At 63.8% G+C, this 16,597-nt stretch carries 17 protein-coding genes; 5 read left to right on the plus strand and 12 right to left on the minus strand.

Annotation, left to right across the window (positions count from 1 at the left end; translation table 11 throughout):
* Positions 1–23 precede the first annotated feature (23 nt).
* Both A9K66_RS06445 and A9K66_RS06450 read left to right on the plus strand, forming a co-directional pair.
* Positions 24–602, plus strand: a complete 579-nt coding sequence (locus A9K66_RS06445) for a chloramphenicol phosphotransferase (protein ID WP_067321320.1) — start codon at positions 24–26, stop codon at positions 600–602.
* Positions 603–703: 101 nt separating this feature from the next.
* Complete coding sequence (locus A9K66_RS06450; protein ID WP_067321323.1) at positions 704–1,615, plus strand: agmatinase; 912 nt, start codon at positions 704–706, stop codon at positions 1,613–1,615.
* A gap of 127 nt (positions 1,616–1,742) precedes the next feature.
* Here A9K66_RS06450 and A9K66_RS06455 read toward each other — a convergent pair whose 3' ends face one another.
* On the minus strand, positions 1,743–1,979 hold the full coding sequence (locus tag A9K66_RS06455; protein WP_067321326.1) for a hypothetical protein: 237 nt from the start codon (positions 1,977–1,979) through the stop codon (positions 1,743–1,745).
* Between the two features lie 202 nt (positions 1,980–2,181).
* Here A9K66_RS06455 and A9K66_RS06460 point away from each other — a divergent pair, with 202 nt between their 5' ends.
* Complete coding sequence (locus A9K66_RS06460) at positions 2,182–3,699, plus strand: winged helix-turn-helix domain-containing protein (RefSeq protein ID WP_245307411.1); 1,518 nt, start codon at positions 2,182–2,184, stop codon at positions 3,697–3,699.
* Positions 3,700–3,722: 23 nt separating this feature from the next.
* Here A9K66_RS06460 and A9K66_RS06465 read toward each other — a convergent pair whose 3' ends face one another.
* The 6 genes from A9K66_RS06465 to A9K66_RS06490 all read right to left on the minus strand — a co-directional run bounded on the left by A9K66_RS06465 (position 3,723) and on the right by A9K66_RS06490 (position 7,789).
* Positions 3,723–4,115, minus strand: a complete 393-nt coding sequence (locus A9K66_RS06465; protein ID WP_067321329.1) for a GFA family protein — start codon at positions 4,113–4,115, stop codon at positions 3,723–3,725.
* Positions 4,116–4,251: 136 nt separating this feature from the next.
* Positions 4,252–4,581, minus strand: coding sequence for a hypothetical protein (locus A9K66_RS06470; protein ID WP_245307413.1), 330 nt, complete (start codon positions 4,579–4,581; stop codon positions 4,252–4,254).
* 79 nt (positions 4,582–4,660) lie between these two features.
* A complete protein-coding gene (locus tag A9K66_RS06475) occupies positions 4,661–5,536 on the minus strand; it encodes an aldose 1-epimerase family protein (protein WP_067321332.1) in 876 nt (291 codons plus the stop codon).
* Positions 5,537–5,742: 206 nt separating this feature from the next.
* Positions 5,743–6,459: a Bax inhibitor-1/YccA family protein gene (locus tag A9K66_RS06480; RefSeq protein ID WP_067321335.1), complete on the minus strand. Its 717-nt coding sequence runs from the start codon at positions 6,457–6,459 to the stop codon at positions 5,743–5,745.
* 38 nt (positions 6,460–6,497) lie between these two features.
* Positions 6,498–7,271 carry an anti-sigma factor gene (locus A9K66_RS06485; RefSeq protein ID WP_067321338.1) on the minus strand — a complete coding sequence of 258 codons (774 nt, stop codon included), beginning with the start codon at positions 7,269–7,271 and terminating at the stop codon, positions 6,498–6,500.
* Positions 7,268–7,789 (minus strand): sigma-70 family RNA polymerase sigma factor, encoded by a 522-nt coding sequence (locus tag A9K66_RS06490; protein ID WP_245307415.1) that lies wholly within the window; start codon positions 7,787–7,789, stop codon positions 7,268–7,270. Before A9K66_RS06490 ends, A9K66_RS06485 begins: the two co-directional genes overlap by 4 nt.
* A 187-nt stretch (positions 7,790–7,976) precedes the next feature.
* Here A9K66_RS06490 and A9K66_RS06495 point away from each other — a divergent pair, with 187 nt between their 5' ends.
* Positions 7,977–9,161, plus strand: coding sequence for an amino acid aminotransferase (locus A9K66_RS06495; RefSeq protein WP_067321343.1), 1,185 nt, complete (start codon positions 7,977–7,979; stop codon positions 9,159–9,161).
* A gap of 82 nt (positions 9,162–9,243) precedes the next feature.
* Positions 9,244–10,068: a nucleoside triphosphate pyrophosphohydrolase gene (gene mazG, locus A9K66_RS06500; RefSeq protein ID WP_067321346.1), complete on the plus strand. Its 825-nt coding sequence runs from the start codon at positions 9,244–9,246 to the stop codon at positions 10,066–10,068.
* Positions 10,069–10,076: 8 nt separating this feature from the next.
* On the opposite strand, the gene hflX is transcribed toward mazG, so the two are convergent.
* From hflX to A9K66_RS06525, 5 genes are all read right to left on the minus strand, one after another.
* Entirely contained in the window at positions 10,077–11,465 is a 1,389-nt protein-coding gene (gene hflX / locus A9K66_RS06505; RefSeq protein ID WP_067321349.1) for a GTPase HflX, read from the minus strand.
* Positions 11,466–11,711, minus strand: a complete 246-nt coding sequence (hfq, locus tag A9K66_RS06510; RefSeq protein ID WP_066989720.1) for an RNA chaperone Hfq — start codon at positions 11,709–11,711, stop codon at positions 11,466–11,468.
* 143 nt (positions 11,712–11,854) lie between these two features.
* Positions 11,855–12,718, minus strand: coding sequence for a D-amino-acid transaminase (locus A9K66_RS06515; RefSeq protein WP_067321352.1), 864 nt, complete (start codon positions 12,716–12,718; stop codon positions 11,855–11,857).
* Positions 12,719–12,874: 156 nt separating this feature from the next.
* On the minus strand, positions 12,875–14,236 hold the full coding sequence (locus A9K66_RS06520) for a sigma-54 dependent transcriptional regulator (RefSeq protein WP_066989715.1): 1,362 nt from the start codon (positions 14,234–14,236) through the stop codon (positions 12,875–12,877).
* Positions 14,226–16,517 carry a PAS domain-containing sensor histidine kinase gene (locus A9K66_RS06525; protein WP_067321355.1) on the minus strand — a complete coding sequence of 764 codons (2,292 nt, stop codon included), beginning with the start codon at positions 16,515–16,517 and terminating at the stop codon, positions 14,226–14,228. Before A9K66_RS06525 ends, A9K66_RS06520 begins: the two co-directional genes overlap by 11 nt.
* Positions 16,518–16,597: the final 80 nt, after the last annotated feature.

Genomic DNA, 16,597 nt, shown 5'->3' on the forward strand with positions numbered 1-16,597 from the left:
TTTGGTGCTTCGGAAACTGATCGATGGTTCAGAATGTGTTTGTTCTGCTGCTCGGTTTCCCTGGCGTCGGCAAGCTGACGATCGCACGGGAACTCGTAACGGCACTTTCCGGCCAGGTCATCGACAATCACTGGATCAACAATCCTATATTGGCACTGCTTGCCGATGACGGTCGCCGCACATTGCCTGATGCCGTCTGGGAGCAGACCGCCAAGGTCCGTCAGGCTGTGTTGGACACCGTGGCAACACTTTGTCCTCCCGCCGCCAACTTCATCTTCACGAACTCCGGCATCCAAGGAGACGCGAGAAGCCTGGCGTCCTACCAGCAGATGAAAGATGCGTCGGATCGACGAGGCGCTCACTTCGTGCCTGTGCGCTTGCTTTGCGAAGAGGCCGAACTGGTACGTCGCGTGATGTCGCCAACGCGACGTGACCGTCTCAAGTCGATCGATCCGGAAGTCGCGCGGCACCGCAGCCGAACAGTCGCTGTCCTTGACCCGAAGCACCCGAACAGCCTGACGATCGACGTAACAGCGATCAGCGCGGCGGAGGCGGCTACAAGGATTCACGAACACATCAAGGACCTCGTTGACGTTCCATAATCTATCTTATGCGACTTTCTGATATGGATCACGTAGAGGCGATAAAGCGATCCTATCGACGTGCCCCTCGCCGCGAGCGCTCACATTCGGACTATTGAACAATGACCTCTTCATCTTCCTTTCTTGGCTTTCCCGACTGCCTCGCCGGAGGCTGCGCGCCTCGCATGGTGATCTACGGTGCCGGTCATGGCAGCACCTATCCGGGAAAGGACAGCAGCGGCTATGTTCTGGCCGCCGACGCCATCCGCGCTGCGAGCCAGGACGATGCGCCGCTGGTCGAGCATTGGGATTTCGATCTCGGCGGTCCATTGTTCGACGGCAAGGCGGTCTGCTGCGTCGATGCCGGCAACATCTCGACGGTCATGCATGACAATGAGGGAAACCGGGCGCGGATCGAGGCGAAGACGCGCGAGGTCCTGGCCGCGTCGGCCGTGCCGATCCTGCTCGGCGGTGACGATTCCGTGGTAATTCCCTTTCTCGCCGGCTTTGCCGGTCTCGGGCCGGTCTGGATCCTGCAGATCGACGCGCATATCGACTGGCGCGACGAGGTCGATGGCGAACGCTACGGCTATTCGAGCCCGATGCGCCGGGCGAGCGAGATGCCGCATATCGCCGGCCTCGTGCAAGTCGGCCTGCGCAGCGTCGGCAGCGCACGCCTGGCTGAAATCGAAGCGGCGCGACGCTATGGCAGCCGCTTTGTGACTGCCCGCGAGCTTCATGCCCAGGGCGTCGACGCAGCTCTCAGGCACATTCCGGACGGCGCGCGCGTCGTCGTGAGCTTCGACTGCGACGGCCTCGATCCCAGCATCATGCCGGGCGTGGCGGCGCGCACGCCAGGCGGCCTCACCTACACCCAGGCGATCGACCTGATCGCCGGCCTCGGCAAGCGGGCCAGGATCGCAGGATTTGATCTGGTCGAATTCTATCCGCCTGCCGATATTGACGGCCTGTCGGCGCTGACCGCAGCCCGGCTTCTCGTCAATGTCATCGGCACTGTCGTCCGGCAGGTTTAACTCAGATGGCCTGATGCCCCGACGAGATTCCCCGTTATGACCGACCGATGTCGCTTCGAGCTCATGCCGGACCACCCTACCCGGTGGGACTGCGCTGCCGGCATCAGCGTTGACGCCACATCCGCGTTTATCTTTGCCAGAAGGGCAGCTTGGCGATCTCTTCCTCGGCCTGCTCTTTCGTCAGTCCGATATCGTCGATCAGATGCGGGTTGGCCTCTGATATCCGCTTCAGATCCCAGCGAAACCGTATCTGCTCGCGCCGGGCTGCGATCATGCCTCGCAGGGTCTGCAGGCTGTAGCGCCGGCGCGATGCCTGCCCGACCAGCGTTGCCAGCTGCGGGATCGATGCAAACGTGTCGTTCATGGCAACCTCCTATGGTTTGCGGCCCCATGCTTTTCGAGTTGGGGCCTTCCACCTGAATGAGGTTGGATTCTGCAGGATGCGGGCTGCGCCGTAATTAAGCGCATCCAAATAGTTCTCAAAACTTCCAAATCGGCCTGAGCGGTTCATCGGACATGACGAACTGCTCTACCCGTCTCACACTTTTCCTGGAATTGCTCTATAGATGCGCCGCATGCAGGGATCGCGCTTTGCCTTCGGCCCGTACGTGCTTGATTCAGCTGCGGGAACGTTGCTTCGGAACGATGTCCCCGTGGCCGCCGGCTATCGGGGGCTGAAGCTGCTTGCCGCGCTCGTGGAACGTCCCGGCGAAATCCTGGCCAAGGCCGAGCTGATGGACGCGGCATGGCCGGGCACGGCCGTCGAGGAAGGCAACCTTACCGTCCAGATCGCGCAGCTCAGAAAGCTGCTCGGCCCCGCCGCCGACGGCGGTGAATGGATCGCTACGGTGCCGCGCGTCGGCTATCGCTTCACGGGGGTCATCGAACAGCTTGGCGAGACGACACGAAAACCTTTACCACTGCCCGGCAAGCCTTCGATAGCCGTGCTGCCCTTCGTCAATTTCGGCAATGATCCCGAGCAGGAATCCTTCGCGGACGGGTTGACCGAAGACCTGATCACTGACCTGTCCAGGAACGCGGGACTGTTCGTCATCGCGCGCAACTCGGTCTTCGTCTACAAGGGAAAGCCGATGGATGTGCGCGCGATCGCCGAGGACCTTGGCGTGCGCTACCTGCTTGAGGGGAGCGCAAGGCGCGCCGCGGGGCGTGTACGTATCAACGCGCAGCTTGTCGACGCGGTGAGCGGTGAGCATCTGTGGGCGGAACGCTTCGATCGCAGTCTGGAAGATATTTTTGCGGTCCAGGACGAGGTAACGGCCAAGATCGTGGAGGCGCTGCTCGGCCGGCTGCGCACGCAGCCGCCGCGCAATCGGCCCAAGAATCTCGAGGCCTACGATTTGTGCGTGCGGGCGCGAAAACTGATCGACGACTCGCCTCAGACGGCGCGGGAGGCGCATCTGATGCTGACGCGCGCGGTCTCGCTCGATCCGGAATATGCCGAGGCCTATCGCTGGCTCGCCATGAACCATTGGATGGGATGGGTGCATTGGGGCGAGCCCGTCGACCCCAACCGGAGCATTGCCTTGGAGCTGGCCCGCAAAGCCGTGACGATCGACCCCAACGACGCCGGCTGCCGCTGGGTGCTTGCCAACCTGCTTGCCTATGAGCATCGCTTCGGCGAGGCGGATGCCGAATTCGCCAGAGCGTTCGAGCTCGATCCGAACGAGGCCGACGCCTGGGCGACATTGTCCGATATCGAGGTCCTAGCCGGGCGGATCGAGGAAGGCCTTGAGCACATTCGCAAGGCGTTCCGGCTGAACCCGTTTCCGCCGAGTTGGTACTATCTCACGCTCGGCGCCGCGCAATATGCGGCCCGCGACTATGAAGCCGCCATCGAGACGCTGCGCCGGGACGAGACCTATCGGACCAGCTCACGCCGTTTCCTGGCGGCAAGCCTTGCGCAGCTCGGCCGGTTCGAAGAGGCGCGCGCGGAGGTCGAGATGTTCCTTATCGCCAACCCGCATTTCACGACCAGCCACTGGGTCTGGACCGAGCCGTTCCGCGACGACGCGATGCTCGAGCATTTCGTTGACGGGTTCCGCAAGGCCGGGCTTCCGGACTGACGGCCAGAAAGGAATGGCGCGACCTATTCTTCGAAGCGGCTCGTCGCCTCGCGATCGCGCTCGTATCGCTTGCTGACTGGAAACGGCGGCAGCCACGACTCGCGACGGATGATCCAGCTTTCGTAGGTCGGGGCTAGCTGGTCTGGGGCGTCCAGGGTCCCGAGATGCACTTCGATCTCGTCCGCGGTGCGTGCGAAAACGGACGAACCGCAGCGCGGACAGAAAAACCGCCCGGCATACTCGCGCGTCTCACCGTCGATCGTAACCGCGTCCTGAGGGAATACCGCCGAGGCATAGAAAAGCGCGCCATGATGTTTGCGGCAATCGAGACAATGGCAGATGCAGACCCTGTATGGGCGGCCCGACGCCACAAGCCGGACATTGCGACACAGGCAGCCGCCGGTGAATTGGTCCATGTTGCGTCTCCTTCAAAGCCGTGCGGTGGAACGTTAGCAGCGAACTCGCCCAGGCGTCCAAGGCTGAGACGTCTCGCTTGCGTGGCTCTCAAAAGCCGGATTCCATAGAGATCGATTTGATCCGTGGCTTGCCGTCTTAGAAAAACCCATCGAGAAAAGCCGCCGTCCCATGCGAGAGGCTGACGATCTTGTTCGTCGCCTGGCGATTGAATTTGAAGTTGAGCTCGGTCTCGGGCCTGCCATCGCTCCAGTCCTTGAACCGCTTGAGCTCGTCCCGACCCAATCGCCGCGTTGCCAATGCGGTGCGGCGGATGGCAACACTGACGCGCGGCGTCTGCCGTTCGCGGTCGGATCTTTTGGGAATGGCCTCGGATGACGTGACAACGCCCCGTGCGACCAGCCCCTGTCCGGCTTTGTTTTCGCTGGCGAACACAAAGATCGTGTCGCCTTCGGCGATAGCCGCCATACATGGTTTTCTGCGCCGCGAATGAGAATGTCTCGGCCAGCGGATCCTTGACCTCGGCCTTGATCGCGAACGCCATGCCTTACGCATCCCGGCTGATGGTGATCCGGTAGGTCAGCCTGCGCTTGGCGCCTGGCGGGATCAGCATCACGCCCGGCTTGTCGGCGAATTCGCCGTCGAAATCGACCGGGCTTGCAACGCCATGCCAGGGCTCGATGCAGAGGAACGGCGCGCCGCCGGGCTTGGACCAGATGCCCAATTCGTTGAATCCCTGCCACGACATTTCGATCGCCGGCCCCCGCCCGGCCGCATAGCGCACGCTGGTGCTGGCGGGCCGGTCCAGAATGACGGCGTCGTCATCGAACAGCCGCTCGGAGAGGGCAAGCGTCTTGCCCTCGACGGGCGTTGGCTGCGGCGTCGGCAGCATCAGCCCGTCCTTCAGGCGTCGTATCGGCGCAGGTTCATCGTCGGCAAAGGTCAGCCGGTAGGCTTCCTTGGGCAATTCCGGCAGCAAAGGCCAGTTGAAGGCCGGATGGGCGCCGATCGAGGCCGGCAGCACCTCGTCGCCTGTGTTGGCGACCTCGAAGGTCACGCCAAGCTGGCGGGGGCCGAGGCTGTAGCTTATGGCCAGCCGAAAGGCGAATGGGTAGCGGGTGCGGGTCTCGGTGTCATCGGTCAGGACCAGCGTGCAATAGGAAGGCCCCTGCTCCGCCCAGGCAAAGCGCCTGTCGCGGGCGAAGCCATGCTGCGTCATTGGATAGGCTTTGCCGCGATGGCGCAACTGGTCGCCTTTCAGCCGGCCGACTATCGGAAACAGCACCGGCGAATGACGCCGCCATTCAGGCCCCGCCTGCCACAGAAGTTGCGTGCCTTCGGCATCGCGCAAGGAGACCACCTCGGCCCCCTGCCCGACGATGGTCGCCGAGATGCCGTCACCGTCAAGCGTCAGCTGTTCCATGCGTCCTCGCGACTGGCTGGTCGGGCCGGCAGGCTAGCAAAAGGCCTCGCCTGATCTCAAGGGCAGCAGGCAGTGCGGCACCCCCTCAAGCAGCCGCCGCAAACGACCGACAGCGTTGCCACGCCGACACGATGCCAAAAGACAAACCGTGGCCAGCGGTTTACCCGTCGGCCACGGTTCGAAGCTGTTGCCTGCTACGGTCCGGACTATTCGCGTTCGCCGGTGAAATTCAGCAACAGCTGGAAGATGTTGATGAAGTTCAGATACAGCGAGAAGGCGCCGAAGACGGCGAGCTTCTGTTGCGATTCCGCGTCGAAATTCTCGGCATACTGCTCCTTGATCGTCTGCGTGTCCCAGGCGGTCAGGCCGATGAAGACCGCAATGCCGATCACGGAGATGGCGAACTGCAGCGCGGTCGAGCCGAGGAACAGGTTGACGAGGCTCGCGATCACCACGCCGATCAGGCCCATGATCAGGAAGGACGAGAACTGCGTCAGGTCGCGCTTGGTCGTGTAGCCGTAGAGGCTGGTGGCGCCGAACATGGTGGCGGCTATGAAGAAGGTGCGCGCGATGCTGGTGCCGGTGAACACCAGGAACACGGAAGCCAGCGACAGGCCCATGACCGCGCAAAAGGCCCAGAACATCGCCTGAGCGCTCGCCGCCGACATCGTCTGCATCTTGAAGGAGAAGAACATGACGAAGGCGAGCGGCGCCAGCATCACCACCCATTTCAGCGGCGTGGAGAAGATCGGGACGTAGAGCGCCGGCGTCGAGGCCACAACAAGGGCGACGAGGCCGGTCACGACGAGCCCGAGGCCCATATAGTTGTAGACGCGCAGCATGTGCCGGCGCAGGCCCTCGTCATAGACGGCACCGGCCCGAACGCCGGTGCCCATTCGGTATCCAAGATTAGGGCTGTTCATTTCGTTTCTCCTTGGTTTGGTCGGTTCGATTGGCTGTTTCAATAGAGAGTGCGGGCGAGCTTTTCGGCGGCCCGGTCGAGATCGCCGGCATCGCCTTGTCCGACGACGGCGTAAGCGACCTCGCCGATCTGGAAATAGGCGGACGAAATATCGCCCAAGGGCGCGACGGTGGGCTTCACGACGTCGAACGTGCCTGGCCTGATCGCAAACAGCGACACCAGCCCGAGGTCCTTCGTTTCGAGTGCCATCTCGACGCTCGGCCCGAACCGCGACGGATAGATCTGAACATCGCGGATCCGCCAGTCGTCGGGCAATGACGGCATGACGATCGCGGTCGCGGCGCGGATCTCGTCGGCATTGTAATTCGGCGCCTCGGCCTGGGACGGCATCGTCTCACGCACCAGCGTCGTCCGGTGGGCGCTCACCGCTTCCTCGACATAGGCGGGCGGCTGCGTCGAGGCGACCACCTTGCTGACGGCGATCGGCCCGAAGACGCCGTTCGCAAGCCACCCTGCCGCCACCAGCACGGCGGCGGCCGCGGCGCGCTGCAGCACGGAAAAGGCTCGGTCCCTGGCAAGCACCCTTTCCAGCCGACGCGCCGCGTCGGTCGTCGCCGGGCGCGCCATTGCGCCTGGCCCGGCCAGCGCCACGCGCAACTCGTCGCGCGTTCTGAGATCCGACATCACACGCGCGGCCACTTCGGGACGAGCGGACAGGAACGCCTCGACCTCGATGCGGCGGGCGACGTCGAGCTGATCATCGACATAGGCGTCGAGATCGGCATCGGTCACCGGATCGACGATAGCGGTCATGATTCACCTCCCACGATCCTCAGGTGATTTTTGCCGCGCGCCGGAGCGCCCTCCTCCATCTCGCGCAGCGCCGCACGAGCGCGGCCGATGCGCGACATCAGGGTTCCGAGCGGGACGCCACTGACCTCGGCGGCCTCTGCGTAGCTCAACCCTTCGATGGCGACGAGATGCAGCGCGGCGCGCTGCTCTTCCGGCAGCGACAGGAAGGCTTCGCGCACCTGCGAAAGGCGCACCGAATGGTCCTGGGACGCCGGCATGTTTTGCTCGGCGAGACGGCCTGCCTGCTCGATGCGCGCTGTCTCGGACCGCCGCGAGCGCATGCGGTCGATGAAGATGTTGTGCAGGATCGCCAGCAGCCAGGCGCGCGGGTTGCCGCCCGAGCGAAAGGTGCCGCGCCGCTCATAGGCGCGCACCAGCGCGTCATGGACCAGATCCTCGGCATCGGCGCTGTCGCGCGTCAGCGAGCGCGCGTAGCGCCGCAGCGATCCCAACTGCCCGACGATATCGAAGCGTGCCATCGACCGTTTCATGCCCTGTTTACGGAGCATGTGGGGATTTTAATCCCTGGCTGCCGTTTCTTTTTGCGATTCCCGCGAGGAGTTGCGCCGGCCTCGGGTGAGCGAGCGCCCGAGCGGCATATGGAGGAAACCGCTGGCGAAGCGCGGCCGATTTGCGTATCACTCCGCCGCCACTGGAGCCCTATCGATGTTCGAGACCCTGCAGCCCGCGCCCGCCGACAAGATCCTTGCGTTGATCGGCCTTTACCACGCCGACACGCGCCCCGGCAAAGTCGACCTGGGCGTCGGCGTCTACAAGGATCGTAACGGCAGGACGCCGGTGATGCGGGCCGTGCGCGAGGCTGAGAAGCGGCTGCTCGCGGGCCAGGAGACCAAGACCTATCTCGGCCTCGCCGGCGACATCGGCTTCAACGCCGCCATGATCAGGCTTGCCTTCGGCGATAACGCCGATCATTCGCGCATCCGCGCAGCGCAGGCGCCGGGCGGATCGGGCGCCCTCAGGCTGGTGGCCGAGCTTCTGCAGCGCACGCGGCCGGGCGCGACGGTGTGGCTCTCCGATCCGACCTGGCCGAACCACCTGCCGGTGATGCGCGCCGCCGGCCTACAGGTGCGCGACTATCCTTATTTCGACGCTGTTTCCGGCGCTGTCCGTTTCGACGACATGCTGGCGGCGCTCAAGACCGCCACTAGCGGGGATGTCGTGCTGCTGCATGGCTGCTGCCATAACCCGACCGGCGCCAATCTGGATGCTGCGCAATGGGCGAAGGTTGCCGACGTTCTGCTTGAGCGCGGCCTGCTGCCTTTCGTCGACATCGCCTATCAGGGCTTTGGCGAAGGGCTCGACGCCGATGCCGCCGGCCTGCGGCTGCTCGCCGGCAAGGTGCCCGAGATGGTCGTCGCCTCGAGCTGCTCGAAAAATTTCGCCGTCTATCGCGACCGCGTCGGTTCCGCCATGATCATGGCCAAGGACGGCGCACAGGCCGACGTGGCTATGAGCCAGATGCTGGCAGCGGCGCGAGCGCTCTATTCGATGCCGCCGGACCATGGCGCTGCGGCCGTACGCATGGTGCTGGAAGACGCCGATCTGAAGAAGGTCTGGGAGACGGAACTCGAGGAGATGCGGCTGCGCATGCTCAGGCTGCGTGTCGCCTTCGCCGAGGCGTTGCGCCGGCAATCCAACTCCGATCGCTTCGATTTCGTCGCCAGCCATCGCGGCATGTTCTCCCGCCTGGGGCTCACCGAAGCGCAGGTTGAGCGTCTGCGCACCGAGCGCGCCGTCTATATGGTAGGTGACAGCCGCATCAATGTGGCAGGTCTGCCTGAGGACGGCATGGACGAGCTCGCCAAGGCGATCGTTTCGGTGCTCGACTAAGTGCCGGCGCAACTGTGGACAATCGGCTTTTGCCAGCCGGCGGGATTGGTCGCCCGCCGCGGCGCGCGCTAGGGTTTGTTGCATGAAACCCTCCAAAGACATCTCCCGTCTGATCGAGACCATGGCGGCACTCAGAGCGCCGAAGACCGGCTGCCCCTGGGACATCGAGCAGAACTTTTCCACCATCGCCCCCTACACGATCGAGGAAGCCTATGAAGTGGCGGATGCGATCGCGCGCGGCGACTTCGACGATCTGCGAGAGGAACTGGGCGACCTTCTGCTGCAGGTCGTCTACCACGCGCAGATGGCGCAGGAGATTGGCGAGTTCGCGTTCGGCGACGTTGTCGAGGCGATCACCACCAAGATGATCCGCCGTCACCCGCATGTCTTCGGCGACGAGAAGGCGCGCAGCGCCGGCATGGCCAAGGGCATGTGGGAGAAGATCAAGGCGGTGGAGAAGGCCGACAAGCGCAACGCCCGCATCGCGCGCGGCCTCGACCCGGAAGATCACGGCAAGGGCTATCTCGATAGCGTGCCGGTTGCGCTCCCTGCGCTGACCCGCGCGTTGAAGCTGCAGGAGAAGGCTGCGCGCGTCGGCTTCGACTGGAGCGAGGCAGCACCCATCCTCGACAAGATAGAGGAAGAGATCGGCGAGCTGCGCGAGGCGCTGGTCACGGGCGACGCGGCACCCATCAAGGATGAGTTCGGCGACATGCTGTTTGCCGTCGTCAATCTCGGCCGCCATTTGAGACTTGATGCCGAAGCCGCGCTGAGCGGCACCAACGAGAAGTTCCGCTCGCGCTTCCATTATGTCGAGCGGGAGTTGGAGGCTTCCGGGAGGTCGTTGGAACAGGCGACTTTGGACGAGATGGAAACCCTCTGGCAGCAGGCCAAAAACGCAAGATAAGCAGCGGCCTAGCCGTGGTTCCTGCGGTTCAGCCGGGTCTCGATCTCCTGGCGGGCGCTGTGCGTGGCCGTCAGTGAGATGGTGACGCTGCCGTCCTCATTGTCGCTCCGCGAGACGACATCGCCATTGCGATAGAGCCAGTCGACCTGGCCGAGCTCAGCGGGGCTCAACGTCACCGTCATCGTTTCCAACTCGCCCGACACTCTGGCCTCGATGAGCGCCTTGAGCGCATCGATCCCCTCGCCGGTCGCTGCCGATATCGCGATCGGCGGCGCCTTGCCACCGGCGCTCTCGGCAAGCAGGCGCTCGCGATTGCCTTCGTCGAGCAGGTCGATCTTGTTCCACACCTCGATCACGCGGCTGGTGTCCGCGGCATCGACGCCGAGATCGCCAAGGATGCGCTCGACATCCTCGGCCTGCGCTGCAGTGTCCGGATCAGAGATATCGCGCAGATGCAGCACGAGATCGGCCTCGACGACCTCTTCCAGCGTCGCCCGGAAGGCCGCGACCAGATGAGTCGGCAAGTCCGAGATGAAGCCGACCGTGTCCGACAGGATGATCGGCGTGCCGTGCGGCAGGCGCACGCGGCGCAGCGTCGGATCGAGCGTGGCGAACAGCATGTCCTCCGCCAGCACCCCTGCCCCGGTCAGCCGGTTGAACAGCGTCGACTTTCCGGCATTGGTGTAGCCGACGATCGCAACTACCGGAAATGGCACCTTCTTGCGTTTTGCGCGGTGCAGGTCGCGGGTGCGGCGAACCGTTTCCAGCTCATGTTTGAGCTTGGTGATCTTGTCCTGCAGGATCCGCCGGTCGGATTCGATCTGCGTTTCGCCGGGACCGCCCAGGAAACCCGCGCCGCCGCGCTGCCGTTCGAGGTGGGTCCAACTGCGCACCAGCCGACCCTTCTGATAGTTGAGATGCGCCAGCTCGACCTGCAGGGTGCCTTCCTTGGTCCTGGCGCGCTCGCCGAAGATCTCAAGGATAAGCCCGGTGCGGTCGAGCACCTTGGCGTTCAGTTCCTTCTCGAGATTGCGCTGCTGTACCGGCGTGAGCGGATGGTCGACGATGACCAATTCCGCCTTGCGTTCCTTCACGATGTCGGCGAATTCCGCCACCTTGCCGCTGCCGAGCAGCGTTGCCGGGCGGGGATCGGTGACCGTCACCACCGCGGTGTGGACCGGGTCCAGGTCGATGGCGCTGGCAAGCCCGACCGCCTCGTCGTGGCGGGCATCCGCCGAGCGGCTCAGGCGCGGGCGGCTCGAATCGTCATCGCCCCGCGGCTGGCGCGCAAGCACCGGCACAATGACAACGGCCCGGGTCGGATCCTTGGCTTCCGGCCCAAGTTGATGTCCTTGTTTCCCGCGAACTCTGCGGTCCGCGTCCTGCTCACGTGCCAATCAGGCGCCCTGGCCTTCCTCGCCATCAAACATCTGAACCGGCTGGCTCGGCATGATCGTGGAAATGGCGTGCTTGTAGACGAGCTGGGAATGCCCGTCGCGCCGCAACAACACACAGAAATTGTCGAACGAAGTGACCACGCCGGTCAGCTTCACACCGTTGATGAGAAAGATGGTAAGTGGATTTTTGCTCTTGCGAACTGAATTCAGGAACAGGTCCTGAAGGTTTTGCGATCGTTCCGCCATTGTTTTTGTCTTTCGCCGATCCCCTTCGGTCTGCAGGCCAATGCGCCAAATTACGCGGCGCCTGTCAAGCGCGCAAACCCCCTCTTGCCGCCTAAACGACAAGCAGAACGAGATAGTTGAGGTTCATTCCACCTTTGCGGTTATCAGGCTGGACTTTTTTCCGCAATGTCAAAAAATGCCTGCCGCAACGAAAGTGTCATGGAGCCGGGGTGGCCGTTTGCGATCGGCGCGCCGTCGATTTCGACTACCGGCATGGCGATCGTGGTCGCGGAACTGATGAAAGCCTCCCGCGCTGCCTTGGCTTCGGCGATCGAAAACCCACGCTCCTCGATCGTCAGACCGAGCTTTTCGGCGACGTCGAACAGTGTCGTGCGGGTGATGCCGCGCAGGATGCCGTGTTCGGCCGGCCGCGTCACCAGAACGCCGTCGCGGGTGACGATCCAGGCATTGGACGAGCCGCCCTCCTTGACCGTGCCGTCGGAGTCGACGAACCAGGCCTCCTGGGCGCCGGCTTCCTTGGCCTTCTGCTTGGCGAGCACATTGGCAAGCAGGCCGGTGCTCTTGATGTCGACGCGGTCCCAGCGATTCTCCGGGACGGTGATGACCTTGATGCCGGTCTCAACCCGCTTGGCGGCAGCAGAGGGGTCGGCCTTCCGGGCGGTTATAACCAAGGACGGACGGGTGCCGGCTGCCGGAAAGACGAATTCACGGCTGGCGACGCCGCGCGTGACCTGGAGATAGACGAGGCCGTTGACGACGTTGTTGCGGCGCACCACCTCGCGCAGCAGCATCGGCAGGACGCCTTCCGAGACGGGCCATGCGATCGACAATTCCTTGAGCGAGCGCTTAAGCCGGGCCAGATGGCGCGGCATGTCGACGATAAAGCCGCGCGCCACCTCGCAGACCTCATAGACGCCGTCAGCGAACTGATAGCCGCGATCCTCGATATGGACCCGGGCTTCGGCATGGGCGACGTAGCGCCCGTTCACATAGGCAATGCGCGGCATGGGCTACCTCAGGGAAATGTCCGGCTCTCTTAAGCGATTCCGCCGCTGCCGTAATGAACAATCGCGTGGGCCAGCCGGCTTTGGGCAATTCCGGACGGAATGGTACGGCGAAGCCGCCGACCCCAACCGGCGCTGCACACTTTTCCTGGATTGCCTTTACACGCCCAGCGACTTCAGCTTGCGGTGCAAGGCTGATCGCTCCATGCCGATGAACTCGGCCGTCTTCGAGATGTTGCCGCCGAAGCGGTTGATCTGTGCGATCAGATAGTCCTTCTCGAATTGCTCGCGCGCCTCGCGCAGCGGCAGCGCCATGATGTGCTGGTCCGACTGGTTGGGTGTGCGCGGCATGACGTCGCCGATCTCGGAGGGCAGAAGGTCAGCGGTGATCGGGGCGTCGACGTCTCCGCCTCGCGCCAGGATCATCAGCCGCTCGACATTGTTGCGCAGCTGGCGCACGTTCCCCGGCCAGTTGTGCGCCTGCAGCACGGCCAGCGCGTCGTCACCGATGCGGCGCGGCTTGATACCGGCCTGCCGCGCGATCTGCTTCATGAAATTGTCGACGAGATACGGAATATCCTCTCGCCGTTCGGCGAGACCCGGCACAGTGACGGGGACCACCGCCAAGCGATGATAGAGGTCCTCGCGGAAGCGGCCATCGGCAATCATGGCCTCCAGGTTTTGCGCTGTGGAGGAGATGATGCGGACGTCGACCTTGACCCGCTTTGTGCCCCCTACCCGCTCGAACTGCTGCTCGACCAGCACGCGCAGAATCTTGTTCTGCGTCTCGCGCGGCATGTCGGCGACCTCGTCGATGTAGAGGATGCCGCGATGCGCCTCCTCCAGCGCGCCGACCTTGCGTTCGGTGCCGTTCGATTCGGTGCCGAACAGCTCGATCTCCATGCGTTCCGGCGTGATGGTGGCGGCGCTCAGCGTCACGAACGGCCCGTTCTTGCGCGCCGACAGCGCGTGGATGGCGCGCGCCGTCAGTTCCTTGCCGGAACCCGACGGACCGATGATCATGATGCGGCTGTTGGTGGGCGCGACACGCTCGATGGTCTGCCGCAGTTGGCTCATCGCTGACGACATGCCGATCAGGTCGAAGGTCTCGCCGCTGCGCAGCTTGAGGTCGGAGACCTCGCGACGCAACTTCGAAGTTTCCAGCGCGCGCTCGGCGATCAGGATGAGACGGTCGGCCTTGAACGGCTTCTCGATGAAATCATAGGCGCCGCGCCGGATGGCCGACACCGCCGTTTCGATGTTGCCGTGACCGGAGATCATCACCACCGGCATGTTCGGATGCATGGTCTTGATCTCGTCGAGCAGCGCCAGACCGTCGAGGCGCGAGCCCTGCAGCCAGATATCGAGGAAAATCAGCCGTGGCGCGCGATCGGCAATCGCCGCCAGCGCACTGTCGGCATCGTGTGCCGTGCGGGTTTCGTGACCTTCGTCGCTCAGGATACCGGCGACCAGTTCGCGGATGTCTTCCTCGTCATCGACGATGAGAATGTCAGACGCCATTACCGACCTTTTCAGTTTCTCGTTCGTGTTCGTCGCGGCCTTCGCCGGGTGGCGGCGCGGGGACGACCGCCGCCGGCGGCAGGATGATCGAGATCATCGCGCCCCGGCCGCCGTGGAAATCGGGCGGCGCGTCGTGCAATTCGAGCCGGCCGCCATGGTCCTCCACGATCTTCTTGACGATAGCGAGGCCAAGGCCAGTGCCTTTTTCGCGCGTCGTCATGTAGGGCTCGAGCAGTCGCTGCCGATTCTCGCGCGGCAGCCCTTTGCCGTTGTCAATAACATCGATTCTTATGGCGCCATCTTGGCGCCCGGCTTGAATCCGGATTGTGCCGTCGGAACGGTCTTGCGCATCAAGCCCGTCGATGGCCTCGGCGGCGTTTTTGATGACGTTGCCGAAGGCCTGCGCCATCAGGCGGCTGTCGAACGTTCCCTTGAGCGGCTCGTTGCCGAAATCACGCTGGAAAGCAATGTCGGAGCGGCTGACTTCCACCAGGAACGAAGCTTCGCGCAGCGACTCGCGCAGGTCTATCACCTTCATCTCCGGCTTCGGCATGCGGGCGAAGGCCGAGAATTCGTCGACCATGCGGCCGATGTCCTCGACCTGACGGATGATGGTGTCGGTGCACTGGTCGAAGACTTCACGGTCCTCGGTGATGACCTTGCCGTAACGGCGCCTGATGCGCTCGGCCGAGAGCTGGATGGGCGTCAGTGGATTCTTGATCTCATGGGCAATGCGCCGCGCCACATCGGCCCAGGCCGAGGACCGCTGCGCCTGCACGAGATCGGTAATGTCGTCGATGGTGACGACATAGGATTTTTCCTCCGAGCCGTCGTCTCCGGCCTCGACGGTGACCTGGACATTGAAAGTCCGTTCCATGCCGGCGCGGAAGAAGGTCACCTGCTCGCGATAGACCGGCTTGCCGGATTGGCGCCCGATCTCGAAGACGCGACCGACATGAGGCAGGATGGCGGACAGGTTCTGTCCGAGCGCGGCACTCGCCGAGATCGCCAGCATCGTTTCGGCCGAGCGATTGGCGATGGTAATGACGCCGTACGGATCGACGCCGATGACCCCTGCGGTCACGCCAGCCAGCACCGCCTCCGAGAACCGCCGCCGCTCGTCGATCAGGTCTTTGGCCGACAGCAGCTCGTTGCGCTGCGATTTGAGCTCGAGGATCATGTTGTTGAAGGTCTCGCCGAGCGAAGCGACGTCGCCGTCCGATTGACGCACGGGGACGGCGACGTCGAGATTGCCCGTCGCCACCTCGTCGGCCGCGCCGATCAGCTGGCGGATCGGCCGGACAATTCGATCCGCCACGGCGATGCCGGTCCAGATCGCCGACAGGATGACGATCAGGGTCAGCGACAGATAGGGCAGCGCGAACGCGACTTGCGAAGTGCGACGGTTCTCTTCCAGTCCGCGATACTCGTCGGTGTTCGACCGAACGATCTGCCGCGCCTTGATAACGTCCGGGTCGACGAGCCGGATCGTGTAGAGATAAAGACCTTCGATCTCGCGCAACTTGACAATGGCGCCCATGATGTTGCGGGTGCGCGGCTCGATCAGCACCGGCTTGCCGTCGGCGGCCGTGTTGACCGCGCCAGGGGGCGGCTCCGGCATGGCGAAGTCGGCGTCGGTTTTGGCGCTCATGACGAAGGAGCCGTCAGGCTTGATCAGCGCCGCATGCGCCAGTCCGCGGCCGACGGCCTCCTTGTTCATGAGGTCGAGGAAGCCGGTGCGGTCGAGCCCGTAGAGCGTGCGCGAGGCATCGAGGTCGTAGGCCATCGACAGGGTCGTGCCCTGCAGGTTGCGGGCATTTTCCTGGACATAGGCATCGGCGATCGACAGCGACGAATTGACGATCGTTTTGGTGCGGATCTCGAACCAGCGGTCGAGGCCGATATCGAGCGTGATCGAGGCGATGATCGCGACCATGATCGCCGGGATCGCGGCGACCAGCGCGAACATGGCGACGATGCGCACATGCAGCCGCGATGCTGCACGGCCGTTCCTGCGGGCCATGACGATGCGGCGGATCTCGCGGCTGATCAGAGCGATCAGGAAGAGGACGAAGACGGCGTTGAGCGCGATCAACGCCCAGGTGGCGTTTGCATTCGGCGCGATCGGGGTCGCACCGACAAGGATTGCAAACGAGATCGCTGCGGTGATCATGGCGCCGACGATCGCGACCACGCCGGGCAACGCCAGCAGCCGGCGGCCGTCGCGAACGCCGGCCCGGCTGAAAAGCGGTTGGTTCAGTGTCGGAGCCTCAGCAGCCATATCGCCGTCTAGAGTCGGTCATTGCGTCGGATGTATGCAACGCATTGTGGCGATTATGCAACAAGTGTGGCCGGGACGGA

Source organism: Mesorhizobium sp. AA23 (assembly GCF_001672435.1).
Lineage (GTDB): Bacteria > Pseudomonadota > Alphaproteobacteria > Rhizobiales > Rhizobiaceae > Mesorhizobium.